Origin of the sequence: Arthrobacter sp. 2RAF6 (assembly GCF_052115205.1) — a bacterium.
Lineage (GTDB): Bacteria > Actinomycetota > Actinomycetes > Actinomycetales > Micrococcaceae > Arthrobacter.
Genome location: NZ_JBFRGF010000004.1, coordinates 79447 through 104477, shown reverse-complemented (window position 1 = coordinate 104477; position 25031 = coordinate 79447). Strand labels below are relative to the sequence as shown.

Genomic DNA, 25031 nt, shown 5'->3' with positions numbered 1-25031 from the left:
GATTCTGCCCGCCGCCGGGTCCCGTGCAGGGTCGGTGCGAGGCTGGTGGCGCCGAATAATTCGGCAAGCTCCAAGGAATCGGAGCTAAAATGGGACCTTCGGCCCATCGGCCCCCTAGAACAACGGCCACGGAGGGTCATGATCAACACACTTGCAGATCGCATGCGCGGGCTCGCCTCGCTCTTTTGGCGCGAAGTAGCGAAGTTCGGCGCTGTCGGCGGTGTTGCGTTCGTCATAGATAACGGCTTGACCTACTATCTCATGCACGGCCCGATGTCGGACAGTGAGGCGAAGGCCCGTTTCGTCGGTGCCACCGTGGCCACGGTGTTCTCCTGGATCGCCAACCGCTTCTGGACCTTCCGCCACCGCCGCCAGGCGAACGTGGTGCGCGAGTTCGTGATGTTCATCATCATCAACGGCATTGGCATCGGTATCTCCACCGGCCTGACCGCCATTGCCAAATACGGCATGAACATCCAGGACAAGAATGTCCTGTTCGCTGCCGGAGTCGTCGGCATCCTCGTGGCGACCGTTGTGCGCTTCTTCGCCTACCGCTTCCTGGTGTTCAACAAGGAGCTCGACGAAGAGCCGGCCTTCTCGCATGACCACGAGATCATCGAAGCCCACCACAGGGCCAAGGCCAAGGCCATCCATGCCGCTGGCGCCGCGGCCGGTTCCGATGAAGGCGAAGACGCGGTCAAGCGCCGCTGACGCGCTCGTTGTCCAGCAGGTGCTGGGTGACGTCAACGTCGGGGTGCACCAGGACTACTGAACCATCTTTGTTCCACGCACCCAGTGCGTCCGCGAGGGCCGACTCCAAACCGTCGGCCGCGCGGACCAGCAGGCGAACGCCGGCGTCATGTTCCTTGGCGAAGCCGTCCAGCAATTCACTGTGCGAGTGTCCGGTTTCAGGGCGGCGCAGGGCAGGCATTGCCGCGTCCGGTTCGGCGTGCGCCATGAACACGTCGCCGTGGGAGCGGACTTCAGCCGCGTAGTCCACGACGCCGACCGGCAGCTCTCCGGGCCAGCGCATCGCGAGTGCCGCGAGCGGCACGGCGACGACGGCGTCAAAGCCGGCTCCGGCACCGACGTCGGGGGTGTCCGTCACAAGCAGGTCGGCGCTGCCGCCGTCGAGCACCAGCTCCATCCCCAGCTGCCACCCGGCAAGCGCCCACACGAGGGACTTCCAATGGGCCGGCAGGTCCAGGCGAAGGCTCATGCCTGGTTCGGCGTCGAACTCGTCCTGGAGCAGGTTGCTGGTCTTGGCCACCCAATTGTCCAAGACGCGCCCTGAGAGCTCCACGCGTTCGGCGTCCGGTCCGTACCAGGTCAGGCGTGGGGATGTGGCGTGTCCGGAACGCAGGGCTGCCATCAGGTTCATCGCGGGGGTGCTCATGGCTACATCTTGCCACGGGGCGCCAGGCCCGGCGCCGGGACGTGTGAATTGCAACACATGGGGCCAGGGGGCGGTGACAGCGCGGCGCTCGAGGGGTCGGGTGATTTCCCTGAAATTCAATGAAAATGCATCTTAAGTGATGTGAAGCTTCCGTTTTTCGCCGGGGGCGCGCGGATGGGGTGAAAAAGTCGCGGGCGTGGCGTGGCGGTAGTTAGTACGGAAAGTTGATTATTATCCCGGCGCGGCTTGACGGCACGGTAGTTACACGCGTGTAATTAGATATCGAACGCCGCTGCGGGAGTATCGGGTACATAACCGAGTACCGAATGAGCACGGCAGCAGCTGCACACATCAGGAGGGACGCCATGGGGCAAGCGTTGCGTATCCAGGAAGATGCAGTCGTCGCGGAATATGCGTCGGTGAAGTACCGGTCGCGCGAAGTTCCGGGGGATTGGTATGTTGATCCGGCAGATCCGCAGGCGGCGGACCGCTATATCGAGAGCACTCGGGAGTCGTTGGAAGACGAAGCAACAGCTCTTCTGGCTGCCCACGAGGCTCTTGTGGGAGGGGCGCCGGCAGATCCGGAGGACGATCTCGACGATCCTCCCATGGAGCTGCGCCGTCCGCTCGACAACCCGGCCCAGCCGGCGTGGATCGGGCTTCCGGGCCAGAGGGACTTCGACGATGAAGGCGAACTCGGCTGGCAGACGGACGCCTTGTGCGCCCAGACGGACCCGGAGGCGTTCTTCCCCGAGAAGGGCGGCTCCACGCGGGATGCCAAAAAGGTTTGCGGTGCGTGCAATGTCCGTTCGCAGTGCCTTGAATACGCACTCGCCAACGATGAACGTTTTGGAATCTGGGGCGGGCTCTCCGAGCGTGAACGCCGCAGGCTGAGGAAGCGAGCGGTCTGATTCTCAAAGCAGTACACGTTACCGCCGTCGTCGTCTCGCATGACGGCGGTAACTATCTCCCCAGAACCCTGGCGGCTCTGCTGGACCAGACGCGTCCGGCAGATGCCGCCATTGGCATTGATACGGGCTCCCGCGACAAGTCCGCCGCGTTGCTGCAGCGGGCCCTCGGCAAGGCCCATGTCACCAGCACTGGCGAGCACAGAGTAGGTTTCGGTGCGGCCGTCATGGCCGGCCTGGCCCGTTCCGCTCCTTCGCAGGAGCAGGGCACCGTGGAGTGGATCTGGTTGTTGCACGACGACGCCGCTCCCGCCCCGGACGCGCTCGCCGAGCTGCTTCAGGCAGTCGAACGCGCTCCTTCGGTCACCGTGGCCGGCTGCAAGCAGTTGGCCTGGAACGCGGAACGCAGGCTTATCGACGCCGGCCTGTCCACGAGCCGTTGGGCCGAACGGCTGACGCTCATTGAAGCCGACGAACTCGACCAGGGCCAGTACGACGGGCGCACGGACACTTTCGCGGTGAATTCCGCAGGCATGCTGATCCGTCGCGATGCCTGGGAGCAGCTGGGCGGCTTCGACCCCGCGCTTCCGGGCATAGGAGACGACATTGATTTCTGCTGGCGCAACTGGCTTGGCGGCAACAGGGTTGTGGTGGTTCCGGCGGCGCGCATGTTCCATGTGGAGCACCGTCCGCACAGCCTGGCGACACCCGCGGCCGCACGAAAGAGCGAAGTCCATTTGAGGCTCACCCACGCTTCGCCGTGGAAAGTTCCGCTGCACGCGCTCGGTGCGTTGCTCGGGAGCATGGTCAGGCTCGTCGTGAGCATCCTGGTCAAAGAGCCCGGTCACGGAATTTCCCAGCTTGGCGCGACCGTTGCTGCGCTCGGCCGTCCCGGGGCGGTTTGGCGTTCAAGGCGGAACGCGGCCCGGACGCGACGCGTGCCACGGTCAATGGTCAAGGGCCTGCAGACTCCGCGACGCGAGGTCTGGGCCCACCGCCGCTCCCTCGTCGAGGCGATAGGCGCAGACGAATTCCAGGAGACGGATTCCCTGGCTCCGGAACCGAGCGGCGACGCCGGTGACGATTTCGTAGCCCTCGCGACGAATGAGCGAGGTTGGATCGGAACGGGCGCAGTGACCGCCGGATTTGTTGCGCTGGCCGCTTCCATCGTGGGGCTGCTGGGGCTGGTGGGGGCAAACGGGGTGACAGGCGGAGGCCTCTTGCCGTTGTCCACCGCTGGCGACATCTGGCGGTCCGCGTCCACTTGGTGGATCAGCCTGGGTGCCGGCTTGGCCGGACATGGGGATCCTTTCGCCTACATCCTGTGGCTTGCGTCATTGCTCGGGGGAGGCGACTCCAGCACAGCCATCGTGTGGCTGTTGTTGCTGGCCATGCCGCTGTCAGGCCTGGGCGCCTGGTTCGCCGCGGGCGCGATGACCACGCTGCGCCGCTACCGTTTCATTGCGGCGCTGATCTGGGCCGGAGCGCCGGCCCTCCAAGTCGCATTGAACCAGGGAAGGGCCGGCGCCCTCGTGGCCCACGTCGCGATGCCCCTGCTGGTGCTCGCCCTCCTCCGGGCCACCGGATCGGCCCTGGGGCGGGGCACTACATTGGACCAGCAACAGAATCACCATCGGATCCAGCCATCCGGCAACGCCGCAGCCAAGCCGTTGACGGGCAAGCCGGGCGTCAACGGCACTCCGTCGTGGACGGCTGCCGCCGCGGCCGGCCTGGCGCTGGCCGTGGTGACGGCCTCTGCGCCGTCCCTGCTGCCTCCCTTTGCCGTCCTCGTTGTTTTTTGCGGCATCGCCTTGGGACGCCGCGGGCGGACCATTTGGTGGTCACTCCTTCCGAGCGCCGCGCTCTTTGCACCGTACGTCCTCTCGGTCCTTGAACGACCCCGCACCATGCTGGCCGATCCAGGCCTCCCGCTGGGGTTCGAAGCCGCACCGTTATGGCAGCAATTGCTTGGCCAACCGTTGAAATTCGACGTCAACGGCGGTTTGGCCGGCCTGGGATTATTCGGCCCGTCGGGTATTCCGTGGGCGCTGGCGCTTGCCCTGCTGCTTGGTGCTCCGCTCCTGCTCCTGTCAATTGCCGCTCTCTTTGTGCCCGGGCGGCGGTCGCGCGTCACGCGTTTCCTCTGGGCCGGGGCCCTTTTGTTCCTCGCCTGGGCATGGCTCGCCGGACACGTGGCAACTGGTGTCGACGGCAACCTGCTCGTCGCACCCTTCACGGGGCCGGCCGTTTCCGCCGCCGGGTTCGCGTTCCTGGGAGCGGCGCTGATCGGCGCCGATAACCTCCTCCAGCTGAAAGCCAAGGCAGAGCAGGGCCGCCCGGTCCAGCGCGCGGCAGTGCGAATCGTCTCGGCTGTAGCAACGCTTCTCCTTATTGCCGGCCCCCTGGCCAGCATGGGCCTGTGGGCAACCCAGAATGTCCTGGCCGGCTCAGACACCTCGGCTTCGGCCAGCGGGGCGCTTGGCACGCCGCGCCTGGTCCAGCCCTCAGGGCAGGGCACCTTGCCGGCCACCGCCGTCGACCACGGCCAAGGGCCGGAACAGACCCGTACGCTGGTCATCACCGCCGGTGAGAACGGTGGCTACACGTCATCCCTCATGCGCGGAGCCGGCACCACATTGGACTCGCTCTCGACTATTGCTGCGGGACGTTCCATTGCGGGATCACCCGGACAGGAACGCCTCGTGGCCGACGACGACGCTACCGCGTCCATCCGGAACGCCGTTGCCACGATTGTCGCGGGAACAGGCGTAGACCCCCGGCCCGGCCTTGAGCAGCTCGGTGCCGGATTCGTGGTTCTGAAGTCAGCCGACACCGCTGCCCAGCTGACGGCCAACCGGATCGATTCCGTTCCGGGCCTGGTGGCTGTGGGCAAAACCGATTCGGGGTGGCTGTGGCGGGTCACGCCGCTCAACCAAGCCGCCGCAGCCGACGCCGAGACGGCGCACCGCGTCAGGGTGGTGGATGCCAAGGGTGCCGTTGTTGCGCTCTTGCCCTCCTTCGGAACCTCTGCCGCCGGCAATATCCCGGCAGGCGGGGACGGACGCCTGCTAGTGCTCGCTGAGCGGGCAGACGCCGGTTGGAGCGCTTGGTTGGATGGCCGCCAACTAAGCCCGACGACGTCCGGATGGGCCCAAGCATTTACCTTGCCGTCTACAGGCGGCCAGATCGAGATCCGCTACACCACCGTTTGGGAGCCTTGGCTCAGCATTCTTCAGGCCGTAGTGATTGGATTGACCGTCCTGCTGGCCATCCCCATGCCTGCCCGCAGGCCGAAGGCCGGCCTCCTGAAGGAACAAAACTCCCTCCGTAAGGAGTACAGCAGTGTCTGACAACCAAGGCCCGGCACCCGAGCTCAGAGCGGGGTCGGGAAAGCGCGGCCAGCGCAAAGCCGGGAAGAAGAACAACGCCGTTGTGTTGGGAGCGCTTTCCGCGACGTTGCTCCTTGCCGCAGGGAGCGGGATGGTGTCGGCAGCATCCATCCTGCCCTCCCCGTCGGGAAGCAAAACGCTGGACATGTCCCTCGCGGATGTCCCGGCGGGCGGCACAACCGCAGTATGTCCGGCGCCTCCCCGTCTCCCCGAGGGAACCGCCAGCGGCACCGACAGCCAGTTCAGCCCTGTTTCGCGTTCGGCAAAGAGCTTCCTGGATGCGGTGGTGCTCAGTGACGCCTCCGGATCCGTTCCCGGGAGCAACGTCGCCTCGCTCGGTGGCTCAGCAATCGCCGACATTGCCAAGCCCCCCGCCGCCGCCCAACCCCCGGCGTCGGGGCCTCCCGTGCTGAACGCCGGCGTCGTGGCCCAGAGGCCCGCGGGCGACGTCACCGTGGTGGGCGCCGATCCCATCAGCGGCCAGAAGGCCGCCGTAGCGGGCTTGATGAGCTACACCGCGAGCGACGGCGACCTCCGCGGACTGGCTGCGGCACCCTGCCAGCAGCCGGTCAACGATTCATGGCTCCTGGGAGCAAACACCGCCCTGGGACGAACGGCGGTTTTGAACATCAGCAATGCCTCGGGCACGCCGGCTACCGTCAATCTCGAGCTGTTCGGTGCCCATGGACAGATCCAAGCCCCGGACAGCCGAGGCTTGCTGGTTTCGCCGGGAGCTACCCGGTCCATCAACTTGGCCGGACTGGCACCGAACGAGGGCCAGCTCTCGGTGCATCTGCGCAGCAGTGGCGGTCCGGTCGCGGCAACCATCCAGCAGAGCGTTCTCCGGGGCCTTACCGCCGGTGGTGTCGAGCTCATTACTCCCGGTGCCGCCGCTGCCGATTCCCAGGTCATGACCGGGGTGGACATCCAGGACCCGGCCGCCGTGAAGTCACTCGCGGACAAGCCGGGCTTTGCCGACGTCGTTCCCGCCTTGCAGATCGCGGTCCCCGGCCCGGTGGACGCCGTGGTGGACGTGCGTTTGTTCGGGCCGAACGGCCAGCGCGCTTTGTCCGGCGGGGGAGCGGTGACCGCCAAAGCAGGTTCGGTCACCGAAGTGCCGCTCACGGGTGTTCCGGCCGGCATGTATACCGTGAGTGCTGCTTCGGATGTTTCCTTCGCAGCGTCCTCCCGCGTAACGCGGGGGCTCAAGGCCGAGGATCCCGTTGATTTCGCCTGGTCTCCGGCCGCGGTCCGTTTGGGTAGCCAGCATGTGATGGCGGTGCCCCAAGGCGGAACCCGCTTCCTAAGTTTCGGCGTGCCGACGGGCAGGGCCACGGTCAGCTACACGCCGGTCACCTCGGACGGCAAGGTACACAAGGCGCAAACGGTCGATATCGCCGGAGGGACCACCGCGGTCATCGGCATTCCGGATAAGTCCGACGGCGCCGCGGTTTCGGGCTACATCGTGTCGGCAGCAGGTGACGCGGCCTACGGCGCACTCGTGCTTGGCCAGGGCGAGCAACCCGGCGTTTCGGTCCTGACCATCCAGGATGGCGCTGCGGGCCACGAAAAAGTACAGGTCACGCTGGGTTACTGATAACGACGGCGGTAAACGGGGTCCAGGGTCTCCGGCGGCACTCCGAGCATCTCGGCGGTGTACTCGACGACGACGTCGTGCACCAGGTCCTGGAGGTCCTCGCGGCCGCCGGTGGTGTGCTCGACGACGCGGCGATAGATAGTGATGACGGGTCCTGCGCCGTGGGCTGCCGGGGAGTATGAACCCAGCGGTGCCGCGGTTCCCTCGGCCACCAGTTGCTCAAGGTTCGGCGGGATCTCGTCGACGGCGAACGCGACGCCGTCGAGCCGTTTGCCCCACATGTCCTGCAGTCGCTCGGCGGAATCGAGCACGAGGTCGTCGAACCTTTCGGCACGCGTCCGGTAGCCGGGAAGGTTGGGAAGGATGATTTCCCCCCGCAATCCCCGCCCGTGGCGGTTCCTTCGGCGCTCCCTGAAGCCGCGTGCGGACGTGCCCGCCGTCGTCGTTTCCTGGCTGTCCCCGGTGTCGGACAAATGGACTGTGAAGCCCGGAACGTGGTGCTGTGACTGCATATATCGACTCTAGACCCGTGATTCCGCCAACGCGACATAATGCCCGCAAAGAGGCAATGCACCGCGCCGCGGCGAAGTGCGGCTAATCTGGGATGTTGCGGGTGCAATTCGTCAGTGTTCCAGATCAGCCTGCCGCCAATCCGCGGTGGCTACTTTGACGTACGTCTACGCCGAGTCCACGGCGGTGCTGGGTCCGTTGGCCACGTATGCCGAGCCGCATTCCTACGATCTGTGCGCGCAGCATGCCGAGTCACTGACCGTGCCGAGGGGTTGGGAAGTCATGCGGCTCGCGATGCCGTCCTCCCCGCCCCAGCCAGGGCCGGACGATCTCCTTGCCTTGGCGAACGCCGTGCGCGAAGCCGCATCGGCGCCGGCCGCGTCGGAACAGCGCACAATCCGCGCCCCCTTTGACGGACCGGTCCCTGCAGAGGGAACCAGGCGCCACCTGCGCATCCTGCGCGATCCTTCCTGAAACACCCCGGGCAACAGGAACCGCACCTCGTGTGGCCCTATGTGTCGCCGCTCCCTGTGTGACAAGCTTTGTGACACCGTGCGCTGCGCCCCGGGTTGTACTCTGGAAGCTGCCATATCTGTCCAAAGCGGCGTCCGCGAGATGCCATCCAGGGAGCTTCAACCATGCCAAAGGTCAGTCCTGATTTGTTGTCCATCCTGCGGTGCCCAGTCACCGGGTCCCCGCTGGAGCAGGACGGCGAGGAACTTGTCTCGACGACGGCGGCCGCCTCGGGTGAGAAGCTCCGCTATGCCATCCAGGACGGAATCCCCTTGCTGCTGCCCCCGGAGCTGCTGGCCGCCGCCAATGCCGCGGCCTCGGACCAGCACGACGGTCCCCGCGACGCCTGAGCCCCCTGACTTGACCATTCGGTACTTCCAAAGGACTTCCATGACTTTCGACTACAAGGTTGCAGACATCTCCCTGGCTGAAGCCGGCCGCCACCAGATCCGCCTGGCCGAGCACGAAATGCCGGGCCTCATGTCGCTGCGCGCCGAATTCGGTCCGAGCCAGCCGCTCAAGGGCGCACGCATTGCGGGATCCCTGCACATGACCGTGCAGACCGCGGTGCTCATCGAGACGCTGACGGCCCTCGGCGCCGAGGTCAGATGGGCCTCGTGCAACATCTTCTCCACGCAGGACGAGGCCGCTGCCGCCGTCGTGGTCGGCAAGGGAACCGTCGAGGATCCCCAGGGTGTTCCCGTGTTCGCCTGGAAGGGCGAGACCCTCGACGAATACTGGTGGACCGCGGAGCAGATCCTCAGCTGGCCGGGCGCGGACGCCAACCCGGCGTTGGGCCCCAATATGATCCTCGACGACGGCGGCGACGCCACGTTGCTGGTCCACAAGGGCGTCGAATTCGAAGCCGCGGGTGCGGTGCCGACTCCCATGGAAAGCGATCCCGAAGAGTATGCACTCGTCCTTGATGTGCTGCGGAAGAGCCTTGCCGCCGACCCGAAGAAGTGGACCCGCATCGCTGCCGGGATCCGCGGAGTGAGCGAGGAAACCACCACGGGGGTGCACCGTCTCTACCAGCTCGCCGAACAGGGCAAGCTTCTTTTCCCGGCCATCAACGTCAACGACTCGGTGACAAAGAGCAAATTCGACAACAAATATGGCATCCGCCACTCCCTGCCGGACGGCCTCAACCGCGCCACGGATGTCCTCATGGGCGGCAAGGTCGCCGTCGTCTGCGGCTATGGCGACGTCGGCAAGGGTGCCGCGGAGGCTCTTCGCGGCCAGGGTTCGCGCGTGATCGTGACGGAGATCGACCCCATCTGCGCGCTCCAGGCAGCCATGGACGGCTACCAGGTGGCCAAGCTGGATTCGGTGTTGGAACAGGGCGACATCTTCATCACGACTACCGGCAACAAGGACGTCATCATGGCCTCCGACATGCTCCGCATGAAGAACAAGGCGATCGTAGGCAACATTGGTCACTTCGACAACGAGATCGACATGGCCGGACTGGCAAAGGTCCCCGGCGTCCAGAAGGTGGAAATCAAGCCGCAGGTGCACGAGTGGGTGTTCCCCGTAGCCGACGGCCGCGAAGAGCGATCGATCATCGTGCTTTCAGAAGGCCGCCTCCTGAACCTGGGCAACGCCACCGGCCACCCCTCGTTCGTCATGAGCAACTCCTTCGCAAACCAGACGATCGCCCAGATCGAGCTGTGGACCAAGAAGGACCAGCCCGAGTCCGAGCGCGAATACTCGAACCAGGTCTACGTGCTGCCCAAGATCCTCGATGAGAAGGTCGCCCGCCTGCACCTGGATGCTTTGGGCGTGGAATTGACCGAGCTCAGCAAGGAGCAGGCGGAGTACCTGGACCTTGACGTTGCCGGGCCATACAAGCCGGAACACTACCGGTACTAAGAACACCGGTACTGAGAACACCGGCTGGGAGCACGCCGACAGGCGCGCTCCCAGCCAATATCAAGCCGCGCCCTTTAGGATGCGGATGTGGGGCGTGAGTTTTTTGGGGGCGTGAGTTTTGGAGAAAACAGGAATGGGTCTTAATCCCGACGGCGAGCAAGCGGACACTTTCGAGCAGGCGGACACTATGCCGACGAAGCGAAGCAGGTTCCGCAAGGTGGCCTGGATCGTGGTTGTCTGCCTCATTGCCGCGCTCAGTGGCACTTTTGCCGCAGTGGCCCCGCATGCGGCCAGTGCGGCAATCGAGTCGGAGGGATCTTCAGGTGAACGCAGCGAGGCGGCGGCAGTGCTGCCCGTCGTGAAGCCTGCCACGGTGGTTGCCTCGCCTGCGAGCGGCGCAAAGCAAGTGAACCCGGCTGCGCCCGTCACGATCAGCGTCAAGGACGGAACCCTGGACAGGGTCTCCTTGACGAGTTCCCAGGGAAAGACCGTTGACGGTGCGTTGACCCCGGATGGACTGAGCTGGATCGCATCCACGCCCCTCGAATTCAACTCCTCCTACACTTTCAACTACACCGTTGCGGATGCTGCCGGCCGCGCAACGTCGAAAACCGGATCCTTCACGACGGTTTCCACGCAGAACGAGGCAGACGCCGCCATGTACCCCCTGGACGGCGCGAAGGTAGGCGTGGCGCAGCCTCTCCAGCTCACGTTCAGTGAACCCGTGGTCAACAAAGCCGCCGTCGAGAAGGCCATCAAGGTCACCTCCACGTCGGGCCAGGTCGGGGCCTTCCACTGGTTCAGCGACACCATGGTGCGCTACCGTCCGGAGAACTTCTGGGCAGCGAACAGCACCGTCACGGTGGACCTCAAGCTGTTCGGGGTGGACTTCGGCAACGGCCAGATCGGCAACTTCAACAAGACGAATACCTTCAAGATCGGCGATAAGAAGGTGGCCGTTGCCGACGCGGTAGCCCACACGTTCACTGTCAGTGTCAACGACCAGCAGGTGGGCCAATGGCCGGACACCATGGGCGACACAAGATTCCCGTCCGCGCGCGGGTACTTGGTGCTCATGGAAAAGTACCGGGTAGAACACATGGACGCCTCTACCATCGGCCTCAAGCCGGGGGATCCGGCATACTACGGACAGCTTGACGTCAACTACGCCACGCGCCTGACACCCAGCGGCGAGTTCATCCACCAAGCCACGGACTCGGCCTTGCCGTACATCGGCGTCACGAACCTCTCCCACGGTTGCATCGGATTGGGACCGGACGGGGCGAAATGGGTGTACGACAACATGACAACCGGAGACGTCGTCCAGGTGGTCAATACCCAGGGTGACTACGCCAACTACGATGACGGTTTCGGCGACTGGAACATCCCCTGGGCGCAATACGCCAATTGACAGGGCGCGCCTAGCGGCACTGTCCGGGACGCATCGGCACCCCCGGTAGACTTGGCGGGTCAGTCTTGGGGGCTGGCTTTCTGCCGGGGGATGTGGAGTTGCACTGTGGCGTCGCAAAGGAAACGCAAGACCGGGAAGATTCTCGGAACCATGGGGATGTGTGCCGGCGTTGCGGCCGGAGGAATCGGAGTTGCAACCGCCCCGAATTGGCTGCAAACGGCGGTTGAGTCGGAAGCGGGATCGCCGCAACGTACGGTTGCCGGGCTGGGGTCCGCCGTCGTCAAGGCAGTGGAACTGGGAATCACGCCCCTTGACGGTGCCCGCGAAGTGAATCCCGCCGTCGGGCCTTCCGTCAAGGCCGTGCACGGCACGCTGAAGGACGTAGCGCTCGTCCCGGCCACGGGCGGCAAGGCCGCCAAGGGAACCATCAGCGCTGACGGCAGCACCTGGTCCACGCTGGATCCCTTGGCGTTCAACACCGAGTACCGCTATGGCTTTACCGTTGTTGACGGCGCGGGCCGGGAAACCCGGAAGACGCAATCCTTCACCACGGTATCCACGCCCAACGAGGCCAATGCAGTGGTGTTCCCCAACGACGGTTCCGTCATGGGTTCGGGACAGCCCATCGAAATCAACTTCAGCGAGCCCGTGGCGGATAAAGCCGCCATGGAACAGGCCGTGAAGATCAGTGTTTCCTCCGGCCAGGAAGTGGCATGGCGCTGGTACTCGGACCGGAAAGTGCGGATCCGCCCGGAGACATTCTGGGCAGCCAACACGAGCGTCACAATGGACATGCCCTTGTTCGGCAGGGATTTCGGTAACGGAATGATCGGCAACTCCAACGTCAAGGCCACGTTCAAGACCGGTCCGCAGCGGACAGCGGTCGTGGACGACGTCACCAAGACCATGAAGGTATATTTCGACGGCGCACTCGTCAAGACAGCTCCCGTCACCCTCGGCAGCCCGGACTGGCTCTCGCCCACCGGTTACGCCGTGATCATGGAGCAGGAACGCCACTCCAAGTTCAACGCCGGCAGCATCGGCCTCAAACCCGGTGACAAGGGCTACTACGCACCGCTCGTCGTCGAGCACGCCAACCGGCTCACGAACTCCGGGGTCTATGTGCACCAAGCGCTCCCGTCGGCCTACGGGGCCGTTGGCGCCTACAACGTCTCGCACGGCTGCGTTGGCCTGCTCCCGGCCGACGCAGCGTGGTTCTTCAACAACATGCGGACGGGGGACGTGGTGCAGGTCCTGAACACCGGCGCCCCCGCCGTGGAACCGCTTGAAGGCTTCGGCGACTGGAACATCGCCTGGGCCGCCTACGCGAAGCGCTGAGCGTTGCCGGGACTTGCCGCAGTAATGCCCGACGGCGGGGGCGCGCCTTGCGTGCCGCGCTTGGCTAGCGCGCGAAAGGCAGCCTGTTGAGTCGATCCCCGACAACGGCATTGCGTTGTTCGGCGCGGCGCAGCCGTTCCAGGTCCCGGTTCCGCCGCTCGCCCAACACGGCGTGCAGGTAGCCTTCCGGCGTCGTTCCGGGCGGCGGCGGTGGAGCGACGTAAGCCGCCAGTTCGCTTGCGAGGGCCGCGGCCAGGCGGGCGCGTGAATCCGGCGCCATCCGCGAGGCCTGCTGGATGAACTGTGATGCCCGCCGCGCCGTGCCGTCCGGAACCCTGCCGATGTCCGCGAGTCCTACCCAAGCCTGCAGGTACGGAGGGGCATAGGGGAGGATTTTGGGTTCAGCGGGAACGCGCTGCCTGAGCGAATAAGTTCCGGCCACGACGTCTCCGAGCCTCTTCGATTTGTCGTTGAACAGTGCCACGGCAATGGCCAATCCGCCGAATGTAGCGTAGATCTCCAGGAAGCCAATCAACCCGCGGATCACCGCGTGCCGGAAGCGGATGGATCCGCCGTCGTCGCGCACAATCCTGAGCCCGGTAGCCAGCTTGCCCAGCGAGCGGCCGCGGCTCAGCGTTTCCACCGCCACGGGGACGACCACGAGGCACAGCACCACGCTGGACAAGGCCATCGCGCGGCCCGCGGCCGCGTCCACATCCGGTGCAGCCATACTGAGCAGGAACAAAAGACCCAACAGCAACACAACGTGAGCCACGACGTCGAGCATGAGCCCCAGGGCTCTCGCCCCGAACGATGCCGGCCGCAGTTCAAGGACTACGGCCTCGCCGGTAATGATCGAACTCAAGCCCGCCCCCAAGCATTGCCACGATGTCTGCAGGACCGGACGGATCCCGCTGGATCGAGTCTAACCGCGGCCATAGATGCGGAGGAGGGGTTTGCTTGGATGTGGGACTGTTTGGGGAGGGTTGGGATTAGGGTAGAGCCGTGGACATGGATGCCTTCTCCGTCGTGAACGGGACAAAATGGTCCCGCTTGCACGAGCTCGCGCACAAACGACGCCTCGACGGCGGTGAAGCCGATGAACTTCTGCGTTTGTACCAAGTGGTGTCATCGCACCTTTCCCTCATCCGCTCCGTGGCCCCGGAGAGCGCACTCTCCGCCTCCTTGTCGGCGGCCCTCGCCCAGGCCCGTACCCGCTTCACCGGGGCGCGATCGAATTTCATGGAAGACCTCGCCCGCTTTTTCGTGGTGTCCCTGCCCGCCGCGTTCTACCGCTTGCGGTGGCTCACGGTTTGTTGCGGGGTGTTCTTCTGCCTTGTGGCTGCGGCCTACACGCTCTGGATCGGAACGTCTCCGGACGCCTTGAGGGCCCTCGGAAGCAGCAATGCCGTGAAGCAATACGTCGACCATGACTTCGTTGACTACTACTCCGAGAACCCTGCGGCATCCTTCGCCGGCGCCGTCTGGACCAACAATGCCTGGATCGGGGCACAGGCGGTGGCCTTGGGCATTACCGGTTTCTGGGTGCCCTACATGCTGTTCTCGAATGCACAGGGCCTGGGAGTTGCCGCGGGCGTGTTTGCAGCCACCGGCAGGATGGACGTGTTTTTCAGCTATATCCTCCCGCACGGCCTCATGGAGATGACGGCCGTGTTTATCGCCTCCGCGGGCGGTCTCCGCATTTTCTGGGCCATGGTTTCCCCGGGCCCGCGGCGCAGGATGCAGGCAGTGGCGGAAGAGGGGCGTTCCCTGATCACGGTGGCCCTGGGCCTCGTTTTTGTCTTGTTCGTTTCCGGACTCGTCGAGGCGTTTGTGACGCCCAGTCCGCTTCCCGTGTGGGCCAAGATCCTTATCGGTTCGCTCGTTCTCGCGGCATACTGGGTCTATGCCTTGGTGCTGGGCGGGCGGGCATTCCGTGCCGGCGCCACGGGCGACCTGGACGCAAACGATGCCGGTTACCGGGAGATAGCCGCCTGACGGCCAGCGGGTCCGGCCGCAATCCGACGTTCGCCGGGGTGGCTCATCGTCTCTCCGCGAAGGCTGACGGTAGGCTCGAAGGCAGAGAAGATTGCCGGCAGACCGTTCCTGCTCCGGCATGTGAATCCTACGGAAGTGAAATCGAAGTGACCGAGAAGAGCCCGATCCCCAAAGACCCGGACGCGGATATCCACGACGACGGCGATGAGCCGGCCTTCGAATGGATGAAGCCCGCCCCCAAGTCCGCGGCCGCTGACGCACGCCCGGCAAGGGCCGCTGACGGAGCCCGGGACTCTTCGACGAAGCGGGTGCCTGAAGAGGGCAAACCGGGAGCCGGGTCCGCGGCAGGGGCAGCTGCAGGCGAAGTTGCCCTGCCTCTCGCCGAACGGCCCGTGGCTGGACAAGCGGTGGCAGGACAACAGCCGGAGAGCCGGGCAGACCGCAAAGCCGCCGAGGCTGCGGAGGCCGGGCCGGAACCGGCCCTCTTCGCAGAGCCTCTGCCGACGTCGGCCCTTCAGGTCCGCCCGCCGGAGGCGGAGGTGGAACGTCGCAACCACCAGCGGGAGCAGGCTGCCAACGCCAAGCCGCTGGCGCCGCGCATCTTCCAGGTCCTGCTGGCCGTCTTCTACCCGGTGGTCCTCCTGGTGCTGGCAATCCGCGCGGTGGCAAGTCCGCTGTTCTTGTGGGTGGAGTACTACCGGCCGGGATTCCCCGGTGACGGCTATGGCTTCAACGCCGATGACCGGATGACCTATGGTTCCTATGCCCTGGACTATCTCAGCAACTGGTCCGGACCACGCTACTTGGGCGAACTTGTCAACCAGAACGGCGAGAAGCTGTTCAAGGAGGGCGAAGTTGCCCACATGGCCGACGTCAAGACCGTGATGCTCTCCGCATTCGGTGCCGGCGCCCTCATGATCATCATTGGCATCATCGCTATGATTTATCTGCGCAAGCGAAGCAGGGGCGGAATCCGCCGCGGACTGTTTGCCGGTTCGATCGTCACCTTGGTGCTCATCCTGGGACTGGGCACGCTTGCCGCACTCGGCTGGCAGCAGTTCTTCACGGACTTCCACCACATCTTCTTCGCCAATGGCACCTGGACATTTGCGCTCGACGACACATTGATCCGCCTGTTCCCGGGCCAGTACTGGATGGACTCCGGAATCGCGATCGGTGCCCTGGTCTTCATCACGGCCCTGCTGACCCTCATCTTCACCTGGCCTACCCGCCGTCGTCGCGGACTGCCTCCCAAGAACGAAGCCGCTGCGGGAGACAGCGTACATACCGACCCGGAGGCCCTCACGGAGGCCGGAGCGCCGGAGAAGTAGCGCCACCGCAACAACGAAAAAGCGGCCCGCCTCGGAACATCCAGTCCCGAGCGGGCCGCTTCTTTGTATGCGTGCTGTCCCGACCTTCCGGACAGGCCCTTAGATCCAGGACGGCATCCACATACGCATGCGCCAGTCCTGGTAGCTGATCACTTCTGCCGTCCACACCGGATAGAAGAACGCCGACAAAAGCACGGCAAGGACCACCACAAGGCCAACCACGTACAGGCCGGAGCGGCGACGCCACGGAGGTGCCCCGCTCCTGCCTAGCACCAGTCCCAATCCATAGACGAGAGCCAGCACAAGGAAGGGCTCGAAGGAAAGCGCGTAGAAATAGAACATGGTGCGTTCCGGATACATGAACCACGGCAAATACCCTGCGGCGACGCTGGCCAGGATGGCCCCCGCCCTCCAGTCGCGCCGACCCGCCCACCAGAACAGCACGACGAAGAGGGCAATCGTGGCACCCCACCAGATCACCGGGTTGCCGACGGACAGGATCGCCGAAGTGCAGTTGGGCAGATCGCAGCCAGGGGTTCCCTGCTTGGGAGACTCATAGTAGAACGACGTGGGCCGCCCCATGACGAGCCAGGTCCACGGACTCGCCGAATACGGATGCGGTGCGCTGAGCCCCTGATGGAAGTTGTAAGCCTCCATGTGGTAGTACGCCAGGGAGCGCAGCGGCCCGGGAATCCATCCCCAGGTGTCGGAGGGATTCGTGTCCGCCCAGTGCCGGTAGTAGGCGTCCTTGGAAAGGAACCAGCCGGTCCACGTCGACAGGTACACGGCTCCGGCCAGGGGGATCATGGTGAAAAACGCCGGAATGCCGTCCTTGATGATCCCGGCGCTGGGCCAGCTCCGGATGCCTGCAATGCGCCGCGCGCTCATGTCCCAGAACACGGTCAACAGGCCGAAAGCAACGACGAAGAACAGTGCCGACCACTTGGTGCCGACCGCCAGGCCGAGGCAGACACCGGCTGCCACCCGCCACCACCGGAATCCGAGCCACGGCCCTGAGGCGAGGTGCAACGCCGTCGGCCGGCCGTCCTTGGAAGCGGCTGCCAGCGCGGCAAGCCGTGCCGCCAGCCGGCGCCGTCCGTCGTCGCGATCCATCAGCAGGGCGCCAAAGGCGGCGAGCAGCCAAAACATCAGGAAGATGTCCAGCAGGGACGTCCGCGACATGACCAGGTGGTGGCCGTCGACGGCGAGCAGCAGCCCGGCGGCCGCGCCCAGGATGTGGGAACGGAACAGCTTCAGGGCGATCAGGGCAATCAAGGCGATGGAGAGGGTGCCCGTCAGGGCCGCGGAAAACCTCCAGCCGAAGGAATTGTCCGAACCAAAGAGCCACATCCCGAAGGCGATCATCCATTTCCCTACGGGGGGATGCACCACGTACTCGGGGGAGTTGAGCAGGACGTTGGGGTTGCCCGCGTTGAAGGCATCATTGGCCTTATCCGGCCAGGCCCGCTCGTATCCGCTGACCAGGAGCGAGTAGGCGTCCTTGACATAGTAGGTCTCGTCGAACACTAGGCTATGCGGGGCATCCAGGCGGACAAAACGCAGGATCCCGCCGATCACGGCAGTGATGGTGGGGATCAGCCAGAACCACAGCCTCAAGGACGGCGGATAATCCCGCCAGCTTTGGATACTGCCAATGAGCCGCGTCCGCAGGGCCTCGGCTGTGAAGGCGTCCTCTGGCCGGGTCAACCAGCGCCGTATCAACCAGGTTTGCGGGGCGGGGCGCACGGAGGTATCGGTCACTCAGCCCATGCTACCTTTTGCCTCCGATAGCTCCCTGAAAGCGGCAGCCGGGGCATTAGGCTTGTTGGGTGACTGAACAGCTGAGCTCCCCGGATGAAACCACCGTTCCTGACTCGGCGGAGTCCCTCGAGGCGGAGGGGGAGCCTCTTGAAGCACAGGCGCTTCCCGCCCTGCCCGACGGGGTAGGCCGGATCGTGCTGGCTGCCACTCCCATCGGCAACGTCGGCGATGCCTCCAGCCGGCTCATCGAGTTGTTGCAGACGGCCGACATCGTCGCCGCAGAGGACACCCGGCGCCTGCATCGCTTGGTCCAGTCGCTCGGCATCACTGTGTCCGGCCGGGTCATCAGCTACCACGAGCACAACGAGGCCGCCAAGACCGAGGAACTGCTGGACCACGTCCGGGCGGGCAAAACCATCATTATGGTGAGCGACGCCGGCATGCCCGCAGTGTCCGACCCCGGCTTCCGCCTCGTGGAGGGAGCCGTGGCAGCAGGGCTCTTCGTCACCGCCTTCCCCGGCCCGTCCGCAGTGTTGACGGCCCTGGCGCTATCAGGGCTGCCCACGGACCGGTTCTGCTTCGAGGGATTCCTGCCCCGCAAGGCCGGCGAACGCAGCTCCCGGCTTGCGGACCTCGTCAACGAACGCCGGACGATGGTGTTCTTCGAGGCACCGCACAGGCTCGAGCCAATGCTCCGTGCCCTTCACGAGCGGTTCGGTTCGGACCGCCGCATCGCGGTGTGCCGCGAATTGACGAAGACCTACGAGGAAGTCATCCGGGGAACCGTCCGGGAACTGCTCGAGTGGGCTGAAAACAACGACGTTCGCGGCGAGATTGCCGTCGTCGTGGCCGGCGCCCCCGAACAAGCGCCGGGCAAGCCTGAGGACCACGTTGCCGCGGTCAACGAACTCATTGCCAAGGGCGTCCGGCTCAAGGAGGCGGTGGCTGCGGTGGCCGAGGACGCCCGCATCAGCAAGCGCGAGCTGTACTCTGCTGTGCTCGCGGCGCGTTAGGGCCGTGCTCTCCGCGCGGTAGTGCCGTGCTCGCGGCGCGTTAGCTTCTGGCTCAACCTGGGGCTGTGCAACTGCACAAACTCTTGCTCCTGCGGCAGTGCGCGAAGGCGTAGACACTGCTTCGCGGCGGGCAGTACCGTGACAGTAATTCCACAAAAATCAAGTGTTGGTGCATCCCTACAAGCTGTACTGACTGACGAAGGAGTCACTGTGACTGTTACCGCCGATCGCGAAAGCGAACTTCTCGCCTCCGTTCCCACGGGGCTGCTCATCAACGGCCAGTGGCTGCCTGCGGCATCCGGCAAGACGTTCGACGTCGAGGATCCCGCCACGGGCAAGGTGCTCGTGAGCATCTCCGACGCCGGAGCAGAGGACGGCGCTGCGGCGCTGGACGCTGCCGCCGCCGCCCAAGCCTCCTGGGCCCGTACTGCTCCCCGCGAGCGTGGCGAAATCCTGCGCCGGGCATTCGAGCTGGTCACGGCACGCGCCGAAGACTTCGCCCTGCTCATGACCCTGGAAATGGGCAAGCCGTTGGCCGAAGCCCGCGGCGAAGTAGCTTATGGAGCCGAGTTCCTGCGTTGGTTCTCCGAGGAGGCCGTCCGCGTCAGCGGCCGCTACTCCGCGGCCCCGGACGGCAAGAACCGCATCCTGGTCCAGAAGAAGCCGGTCGGTCCGTGCCTGCTGATCACCCCGTGGAACTTCCCGCTGGCCATGGCTACCCGCAAGATTGCCCCCGCGGTTGCCGCGGGCTGCACCATGGTGCTCAAGCCCGCCAACCTGACCCCGCTGACCAGCCTGCTCTTCGCCCAGGTCATGCAGGAAGCCGGCCTCCCCGCAGGCGTGCTCAACGTCATCCAGACCTCCACGGCAGGCGCAGTCACAGGGCCCCTCATCAAGGACGACCGCCTGCGCAAGATCTCCTTCACAGGTTCCACCGCCGTCGGGCAGTCCCTCATGCGCGAAGCCGCGGACAAGGTCCTGCGCAGCTCCATGGAACTCGGCGGCAACGCACCCTTCGTGGTCTTCGAGGACGCCGACCTGGACAAGGCCGTCGAAGGCGCCGTCGCGGCCAAGATGCGCAACATGGGCGAGGCCTGCACCGCAGCCAACCGCTTCATTGTGCACGACTCCATCGCTGACGCCTTCGCCGACAAGTTCGCTGCCAAGATCTCGGCACTTAACACTGCTCGCGGTACCGAACCGGATTCCACGGTCGGCCCGTTGATCGACGGCAAGGCCCGTAACGGCGTGCATGCCCTCGTGTCCGACGCCGTTGCCAACGGCGCGATCGCCGTCACCGGCGGTGCCCCGGTGGACGGCCCGGGTTACTTCTACCAGCCCACCGTGCTCAAGAACGTGTCCGCGGACGCCCGCATCCTGAAGGAAGAAATCTTCGGACCGGTGGCCCCGATCATCACCTTCAAGAGCGAAGACGAAGCCATCAAGCTGGCCAACAACACCGAATACGGCCTGGTCGCCTACGTCTACACGAGGGACCTCAACCGGGGCCTGCGCGTCAGCGAAAAGATCGAGACCGGCATGCTCGGCCTCAACGCCGGCGTCATCTCCAACGCCGCAGCACCGTTCGGAGGCGTGAAGCAGTCCGGCCTGGGCCGTGAAGGCGGCTTCGAAGGCATCGAGGAATACCTCACCACGCAGTACGTCGGCATCGCGGATCCTTACGCCGACTAGTAGGACTTCGGCGGACCTCTCGCAACGGGGAACTGCCGTTGAGTGAAGGCAGGGCACTGAACCATTGGGTTCCGGTGCCCTGCCTTTGCCGTTCCAAACCCAACTGATCCCCACCGCCACCCTCGCCTCGCAAGTCCCCACCGGCTCCCAGCCTTCGCAAGCTCAGGCAGGGACCCTCGCCGGTGGGGCCCCACGACCAGGGAACCCTGGCGGCGTGGGCCCACACAGTTGTTGTCGTTTTCGGGGCCCAGAACGACACCTACTGCCAGTCAGTTGGGTCAGCGCCGCCAGCGGATGGCTTCGAACAGGCTTTGCCAGGATGCTGCGGCCCGCCGTGCTGCCGCCGCGGAAATGCCACCCAGCCAGCCGAAGGGCGACGACAGGAGCTGGAACCACCTGGACGTCAAGGACGGCGGGAACCAGTCCGCGCGGAAGACCGCGAACCAGGAGGCATTGCGCCGGAATGCGGCACGGACTGCCGCGATCCGGACCGCGGCCGCGTTCGCTTGTTCCGCTGCTGCGGTATTCGCCGGGGCCGCCGGGGGACCGTAACGCTGCCGTTCGAAGTCGCCGGTGAGCGATGCGACCGCATGCTGCCCGGCGACTTCGGCGGTTCCCGACGGCGACGCTGCCGCCGTCGGCGCTCCGAGTGCGGCCGAGTTGCTCAATCGGGCCGCGAAGTGCCGTGGCGTTTCGCTGGGCACGGGCGGTACACCGTAGTCCGTGGCGAGGTCCTGGAGCTCAGCCCATGCCAGGACCGGACCATCCCGGGGCGGGGCCGGGCCGCCCGCGCCTCCCGAACCGAGCTGCTTGGCCGGTGCCGGCCTGAGGCGCCGAGCCCGGATGCCGGAGCGGACCAGCCGCGGAGACGCCGCCAACGCCGCCAAAAGGAGCGCGGCGGCGGTGACATAAAGAACGGTCGCGGAGCCGGAGGCTGTGCCCGATCCACCCCCCGGACCCGCAAGCGGCGGTACGGCAGCTGTGCTCGGCGGGGGAGTCGGGGAACCCGGGGGCAGGTTCTCGTCGTGAAGGTTGGTGCTCGGGCCGCCCGGTGCCACAGGCTCGCTCGCGTAGGGCGGGACGACGCCGCGGGAAGGAGTTGGCTCGAAGGCGACCCAACCGACGCCCTCGAAATAGAGCTCGGGCCAGGCGTGGGCATCACGGGCATCCACCTGGTACTCCGGCAGGGGTTCCTGTCCCGCCACGGCAACTGTGGCCCCTGTAGCGTGGCCCGGCGCGTAGCCCACGGCGATGCGGCTCGGGATTCCTTCCAGCCTTGCCATGACGGCCATCGCCGAGGCGAAGTGCACGCAATAGCCGCTCTTCTGCTGCAGGAAATCAGCCAGCACGGACATGCCGTTACCGTCATAACCGCCCTGGACCGGAGCCTGCAGGGAGTAGCTGAACTGGGACGAGCGCAGATAGTCCTGGATCGCCATCGCCTTGGCATAGTTGCCGTTGGCGCCGGCCGTCACTGTCTTGGCTGTGTTCTTCACAATGTCCGGGACATTGCTCGGAAGCTGGATGAAATCCTGCGAGATGGAGGTGGGCTTGGCGTTGTCCTGGTTCAACGTTGCTGACGTCAGGGCCGGCAGCGCCGAATACACCGTGTACTGCTGGTTCCTCGTCGTGCCGTCCTCGCCTCGGATGCTGAGCGTTGCCGGATCCCACGACCAGCGGCCGCTCAGACCGTTGACGGCTGTCGGGGCATAGGGGACCGGCAGATACGGACTGGTGAATTGTCCGGTGTCGACCACAGTCACTTGGCGCACCAGTTCGGAGGGGAGGGGGTAGTCCGGCGCCATGCGGCCCGGTCCAATGCGCCGGGCGGCTTCGCGGTCGTCCGGTGCCCAGGTATCGCCGTCGAACTTGTCGATGGTGACAGAGCGCAAGTACACCGGGGCCGTGGAACTCGTGGCATAGGTGATGCTGCCGTCGCCGCTTGGATTCCGCAGGCTGTTGCCGAGCGTGATCATGGGGTTCAGGCCGTTTGAGACTCCCCAGGGATTCAGCCGCGAACCGACCGGAAACGTCCCGCGTTCGAAGCCCGGAACCGCCAACGGCAACACGAGCCCCAGCGCCAAGGCGACGCCACCGATCACCATGGACCGTTTGAGCTGCCCCGTGCCATGGGCGTTGTCGGTCTGCAGCCGCGAGTCCGGTGCGAACCACTGGCTGCAACCCAGGATCAGGACGAAGCCGACGGCGGCGGCGAGGAATCCCGGCAGCCCACCGCCTTGCGGCTTGATGGTCGCCGGGAACACAAGGACAACCAGCAGGCCCAAGCCACTCGTCGCAGGCATGCCGAGCGGGACCGCCAGCGCATCGATGAGGACAGCCACCAAGCCCAGGGCCGCGCAGGCGACGAACACTATTCCGGCATTCGGAGAGACGGGTGCAGTCTCCGATACCACCGTCTCGCCGGCCCGTTTGAGAAATTGGCCCAGCGTGTCAACGGTCGCGCCGGAAGGAATGAAGCCGGCGATGCTTTCCGGCCGGAAGAACGTGAAGCCGAGGATGAACACCAATGCGAGCAATCCGCCCAAAGTGGTGAGAACCGGATGGACCCTCAAGGCACGAAGCACAGCCAGGGTCAATCCGACGACAAACACCGTGGTGATGGCGGGAACCAGCCAAGCCCAGCCCCTGAAAACCCCGTTGAGCGAAAGCGAGGCTCCGAGTACGGCGAAAGCGATGGCCGCCGACATTGCCCAAGGGTAGGCTCCGGGTCCTGGCGTTCGCGGACGGGGCGCCCTTCCCGGGCCAGGGGCGCCGCCTGGACCGCGGTCTCTCCCCGGACCACGGGCCGAGGGGTCACCTGTCCCTGCCGGCTCCGGGCCAGGGGGCCGTCCCGGAGGGGCGTTCCTGGAGGTAGTGGTCATCGTGGCACCGCCGCGCCACGGCGGACGTCCATCGCTGCGGCAGCAGCTGCGAGGATCTCTCCTTGGTCGAAACCGGCCCATGCAGCGGGAAGGTCCGTTCTCGAACTCACGGCAACGGCACGCCAGCCGCCCAGCTTCAGAGCTTCAATGACGGGTTGGACATGGTGCGGGTGGTCGGTGACCACGAGGGCAAAAGCGTTGGCCCCGTAGCCGGCGGCCGGCGCCAACGCGCGCGCCTCGGAGAGCGGCATGTTGCCGAGCAGTGCGAGAACGGGGCCGCGCAGGCGGTGTGCCGCCAGCTTGTCCATCAGATGGTCGTCGAAGGGCGCCACGGCGCCCTCGACGACGGCGGCTTCTTTACGGCCGCGCTCGCCGTGGACGTGCCGCGGGCCGCTGAGCTGGATGGCGGCGAGGCTTTCGGAAATGGATTGCAGGCCTCCCAAACCGCTGAATTCCTCGGTTTCGGGATACGGCGCGGAGCGGGATCCGAGAAATGCGGGGTGTCCGGCAGTGTCGAGGAAACGCAGCGAATAGTTGCGATCGGCAAGGTGGGCACTGATCGACATCGCTGCCGTCACGACCCATTCGAAGTTCTCGCTGCTCACCAGCTCAAAAGCGTCCTCGTGGGCCGGGCCGAAGACCGCGGCCGAGCCCGATACGAAAGCGGAATAGCGCTGGTCCATGATGATGGTCGCCTCCGGCGTGGTGACGGATTCCTCCTGCCGCACCATGAGTTCGCCGTGCCGCGCCGTCGCGGCCCAGTGGACGCGTCGCATGGGGTCGCCATGCCGGTATTCGCGGGTCATCACGTCGTCGTCGCTGGGATTGGCGCGGATCCGGGTGGCCGTCACGCCGTCGTTTCCGCGTGCGCCGGCGAGGCCTGTGGCGGGGAGTTCGACGGCGGCAGGCGTCACGGTGAGGATGTCGCCGTCGTCGATCTGGTGCCGGTGCAGCGACAAGCCGAAGGGATCGCAGAACTCGGCCGTGACCGGACCGATCCTGAACTGGCCGCGCTTGCCGGACCGCAAATGGTATTCATAGCGGCTGGTGCCGCCGGATGCGGCGCGGGCAGGAAAGCGAAAAGCCGGAGGTTCGCCGAAGCGCGGCGGCAACTGCTCCTCCATGATCACCGGCCCGGCGGCCGCGCCGGTCCGTGCCACCGCCAGGCGCACCGTGGCCGTGGAGGACGTCTCCACGGAAGAGGGGTGGAATTCGCGGAACACCTGGAAGCGCGGTTTGAGGATGCGGACGCCCGCAAGCGATACCAGCGGGAGCACCAGCAGCAGGATCCCGAGGGCCAGCAGATCCCGCCTGCCCATGATCTGGGCAAGCAGCAAGGAACCCACACCGCTGGCCAGCAAGCCCCAACCACGGGTAGTGAACAGATGCTTCGGAAGTAGATCGATCAGCGCCATGCCTG

At 65.6% G+C, this 25031-nt stretch carries 19 protein-coding genes; 13 read left to right on the top strand and 6 right to left on the bottom strand.

Translation table 11 applies throughout. The features are described from left to right. The first annotated feature begins 138 nt into the window (after positions 1-138). Positions 139-711 (top strand): GtrA family protein, encoded by a 573-nt coding sequence (locus AB4Z38_RS04120; protein WP_441428531.1) that lies wholly within the window; start codon positions 139-141, stop codon positions 709-711. On the opposite strand, the gene AB4Z38_RS04115 is transcribed toward AB4Z38_RS04120, so the two are convergent. Next, positions 698-1396, bottom strand: a complete 699-nt coding sequence (locus AB4Z38_RS04115) for a TIGR03089 family protein (RefSeq protein WP_441428530.1) — start codon at positions 1394-1396, stop codon at positions 698-700. The genes AB4Z38_RS04120 and AB4Z38_RS04115 overlap by 14 nt on opposite strands. 365 nt (positions 1397-1761) lie before the next feature. Between AB4Z38_RS04115 and AB4Z38_RS04110 the strand changes: the two genes are divergently transcribed. Genes AB4Z38_RS04110 through AB4Z38_RS04100 form a run of 3 tightly spaced genes read left to right on the top strand, consistent with a single transcriptional unit; the run spans position 1762 to position 7290 of the window. Beyond that, positions 1762-2307, top strand: a complete 546-nt coding sequence (locus AB4Z38_RS04110; RefSeq protein WP_441428707.1) for a WhiB family transcriptional regulator — start codon at positions 1762-1764, stop codon at positions 2305-2307. Beyond that, on the top strand, positions 2307-5654 hold the full coding sequence (locus tag AB4Z38_RS04105; protein WP_441428706.1) for a glycosyltransferase: 3348 nt from the start codon (positions 2307-2309) through the stop codon (positions 5652-5654). Before AB4Z38_RS04110 ends, AB4Z38_RS04105 begins: the two co-directional genes overlap by 1 nt. Then, on the top strand, positions 5647-7290 hold the full coding sequence (locus AB4Z38_RS04100) for a DUF5719 family protein (RefSeq protein WP_441428529.1): 1644 nt from the start codon (positions 5647-5649) through the stop codon (positions 7288-7290). The genes AB4Z38_RS04105 and AB4Z38_RS04100 overlap by 8 nt, the downstream gene beginning before the upstream one ends. Here the strand turns inward: AB4Z38_RS04100 and AB4Z38_RS04095 are convergent. Continuing rightward, the gene (locus AB4Z38_RS04095; protein ID WP_441428528.1) at positions 7284-7802 is read right to left on the bottom strand and encodes a metallopeptidase family protein; all 519 of its coding nucleotides are present in this window, start codon (positions 7800-7802) and stop codon (positions 7284-7286) included. The genes AB4Z38_RS04100 and AB4Z38_RS04095 overlap by 7 nt on opposite strands. A gap of 76 nt (positions 7803-7878) precedes the next feature. Between AB4Z38_RS04095 and AB4Z38_RS04090 the strand changes: the two genes are divergently transcribed. The 5 genes from AB4Z38_RS04090 (at position 7879) to AB4Z38_RS04070 (ending at position 12934) form a co-directional block, all read left to right on the top strand. Further along, positions 7879-8274, top strand: coding sequence for a DUF3499 domain-containing protein (locus AB4Z38_RS04090; protein ID WP_441428527.1), 396 nt, complete (start codon positions 7879-7881; stop codon positions 8272-8274). 164 nt (positions 8275-8438) lie between these two features. Then, positions 8439-8663, top strand: a complete 225-nt coding sequence (locus AB4Z38_RS04085; protein ID WP_441428526.1) for a Trm112 family protein — start codon at positions 8439-8441, stop codon at positions 8661-8663. 40 nt (positions 8664-8703) lie between these two features. Further along, positions 8704-10185: an adenosylhomocysteinase gene (gene ahcY / locus AB4Z38_RS04080; protein ID WP_441428525.1), complete on the top strand. Its 1482-nt coding sequence runs from the start codon at positions 8704-8706 to the stop codon at positions 10183-10185. A gap of 187 nt (positions 10186-10372) precedes the next feature. After that, on the top strand, positions 10373-11596 hold the full coding sequence (locus AB4Z38_RS04075; RefSeq protein WP_441428705.1) for a L,D-transpeptidase: 1224 nt from the start codon (positions 10373-10375) through the stop codon (positions 11594-11596). Positions 11597-11701: 105 nt separating this feature from the next. Continuing rightward, positions 11702-12934, top strand: a complete 1233-nt coding sequence (locus AB4Z38_RS04070) for an Ig-like domain-containing protein (RefSeq protein ID WP_441428524.1) — start codon at positions 11702-11704, stop codon at positions 12932-12934. A gap of 64 nt (positions 12935-12998) precedes the next feature. Here AB4Z38_RS04070 and AB4Z38_RS04065 read toward each other — a convergent pair whose 3' ends face one another. Further along, on the bottom strand, positions 12999-13799 hold the full coding sequence (locus AB4Z38_RS04065; protein ID WP_441428523.1) for an RDD family protein: 801 nt from the start codon (positions 13797-13799) through the stop codon (positions 12999-13001). Positions 13800-13939: 140 nt separating this feature from the next. Between AB4Z38_RS04065 and AB4Z38_RS04060 the strand changes: the two genes are divergently transcribed. After that, positions 13940-14932 (top strand): stage II sporulation protein M, encoded by a 993-nt coding sequence (locus tag AB4Z38_RS04060; protein ID WP_441428522.1) that lies wholly within the window; start codon positions 13940-13942, stop codon positions 14930-14932. Between the two features lie 146 nt (positions 14933-15078). After that, entirely contained in the window at positions 15079-16263 is a 1185-nt protein-coding gene (locus tag AB4Z38_RS04055) for a TIGR01906 family membrane protein (RefSeq protein WP_441428521.1), read from the top strand. 99 nt (positions 16264-16362) lie between these two features. Here the strand turns inward: AB4Z38_RS04055 and AB4Z38_RS04050 are convergent, their stop codons facing one another. Further along, positions 16363-18024, bottom strand: coding sequence for a dolichyl-phosphate-mannose--protein mannosyltransferase (locus AB4Z38_RS04050; RefSeq protein WP_441428520.1), 1662 nt, complete (start codon positions 18022-18024; stop codon positions 16363-16365). A 170-nt stretch (positions 18025-18194) separates the two neighbouring features. On the opposite strand from AB4Z38_RS04050, the gene rsmI reads away from it, so the two are divergent. Together rsmI and AB4Z38_RS04040 are read left to right on the top strand one after the other, a co-directional pair. Then, positions 18195-19037: a 16S rRNA (cytidine(1402)-2'-O)-methyltransferase gene (gene rsmI / locus AB4Z38_RS04045; RefSeq protein WP_441428704.1), complete on the top strand. Its 843-nt coding sequence runs from the start codon at positions 18195-18197 to the stop codon at positions 19035-19037. Positions 19038-19247: 210 nt separating this feature from the next. Further along, positions 19248-20729, top strand: a complete 1482-nt coding sequence (locus AB4Z38_RS04040) for an NAD-dependent succinate-semialdehyde dehydrogenase (RefSeq protein WP_441428519.1) — start codon at positions 19248-19250, stop codon at positions 20727-20729. A 278-nt stretch (positions 20730-21007) separates the two neighbouring features. Here AB4Z38_RS04040 and AB4Z38_RS04035 read toward each other — a convergent pair whose 3' ends face one another. Both AB4Z38_RS04035 and AB4Z38_RS04030 read right to left on the bottom strand, forming a co-directional pair. Then, positions 21008-23437 (bottom strand): transglutaminase TgpA family protein, encoded by a 2430-nt coding sequence (locus AB4Z38_RS04035; protein ID WP_441428518.1) that lies wholly within the window; start codon positions 23435-23437, stop codon positions 21008-21010. 170 nt (positions 23438-23607) lie between these two features. Beyond that, positions 23608-25026, bottom strand: a complete 1419-nt coding sequence (locus AB4Z38_RS04030) for a DUF58 domain-containing protein (RefSeq protein WP_441428517.1) — start codon at positions 25024-25026, stop codon at positions 23608-23610. Positions 25027-25031 lie beyond the last annotated feature (5 nt).

Excerpts from the sequence above, each read along its gene's own strand:
- AB4Z38_RS04085 (WP_441428526.1), top strand. The coding sequence starts at position 8,439 with ATGCCAAAGGTCAGTCCTGATTTGTTGTCCATCCTGCGGTGCCCAGTC.
- AB4Z38_RS04095 (WP_441428528.1), bottom strand. The coding sequence starts at position 7,802 with ATGCAGTCACAGCACCACGTTCCGGGCTTCACAGTCCATTTGTCCGAC.
- ahcY (WP_441428525.1), top strand. The coding sequence starts at position 8,704 with ATGACTTTCGACTACAAGGTTGCAGACATCTCCCTGGCTGAAGCCGGC.
- AB4Z38_RS04035 (WP_441428518.1), bottom strand. The coding sequence starts at position 23,437 with ATGTCGGCGGCCATCGCTTTCGCCGTACTCGGAGCCTCGCTTTCGCTC.
- AB4Z38_RS04110 (WP_441428707.1), top strand. The coding sequence starts at position 1,762 with ATGGGGCAAGCGTTGCGTATCCAGGAAGATGCAGTCGTCGCGGAATAT.
- AB4Z38_RS04115 (WP_441428530.1), bottom strand. The coding sequence starts at position 1,396 with ATGAGCACCCCCGCGATGAACCTGATGGCAGCCCTGCGTTCCGGACAC.
- AB4Z38_RS04030 (WP_441428517.1), bottom strand. The coding sequence starts at position 25,026 with ATGGCGCTGATCGATCTACTTCCGAAGCATCTGTTCACTACCCGTGGT.
- AB4Z38_RS04075 (WP_441428705.1), top strand. The coding sequence starts at position 10,373 with ATGCCGACGAAGCGAAGCAGGTTCCGCAAGGTGGCCTGGATCGTGGTT.
- AB4Z38_RS04120 (WP_441428531.1), top strand. The coding sequence starts at position 139 with ATGATCAACACACTTGCAGATCGCATGCGCGGGCTCGCCTCGCTCTTT.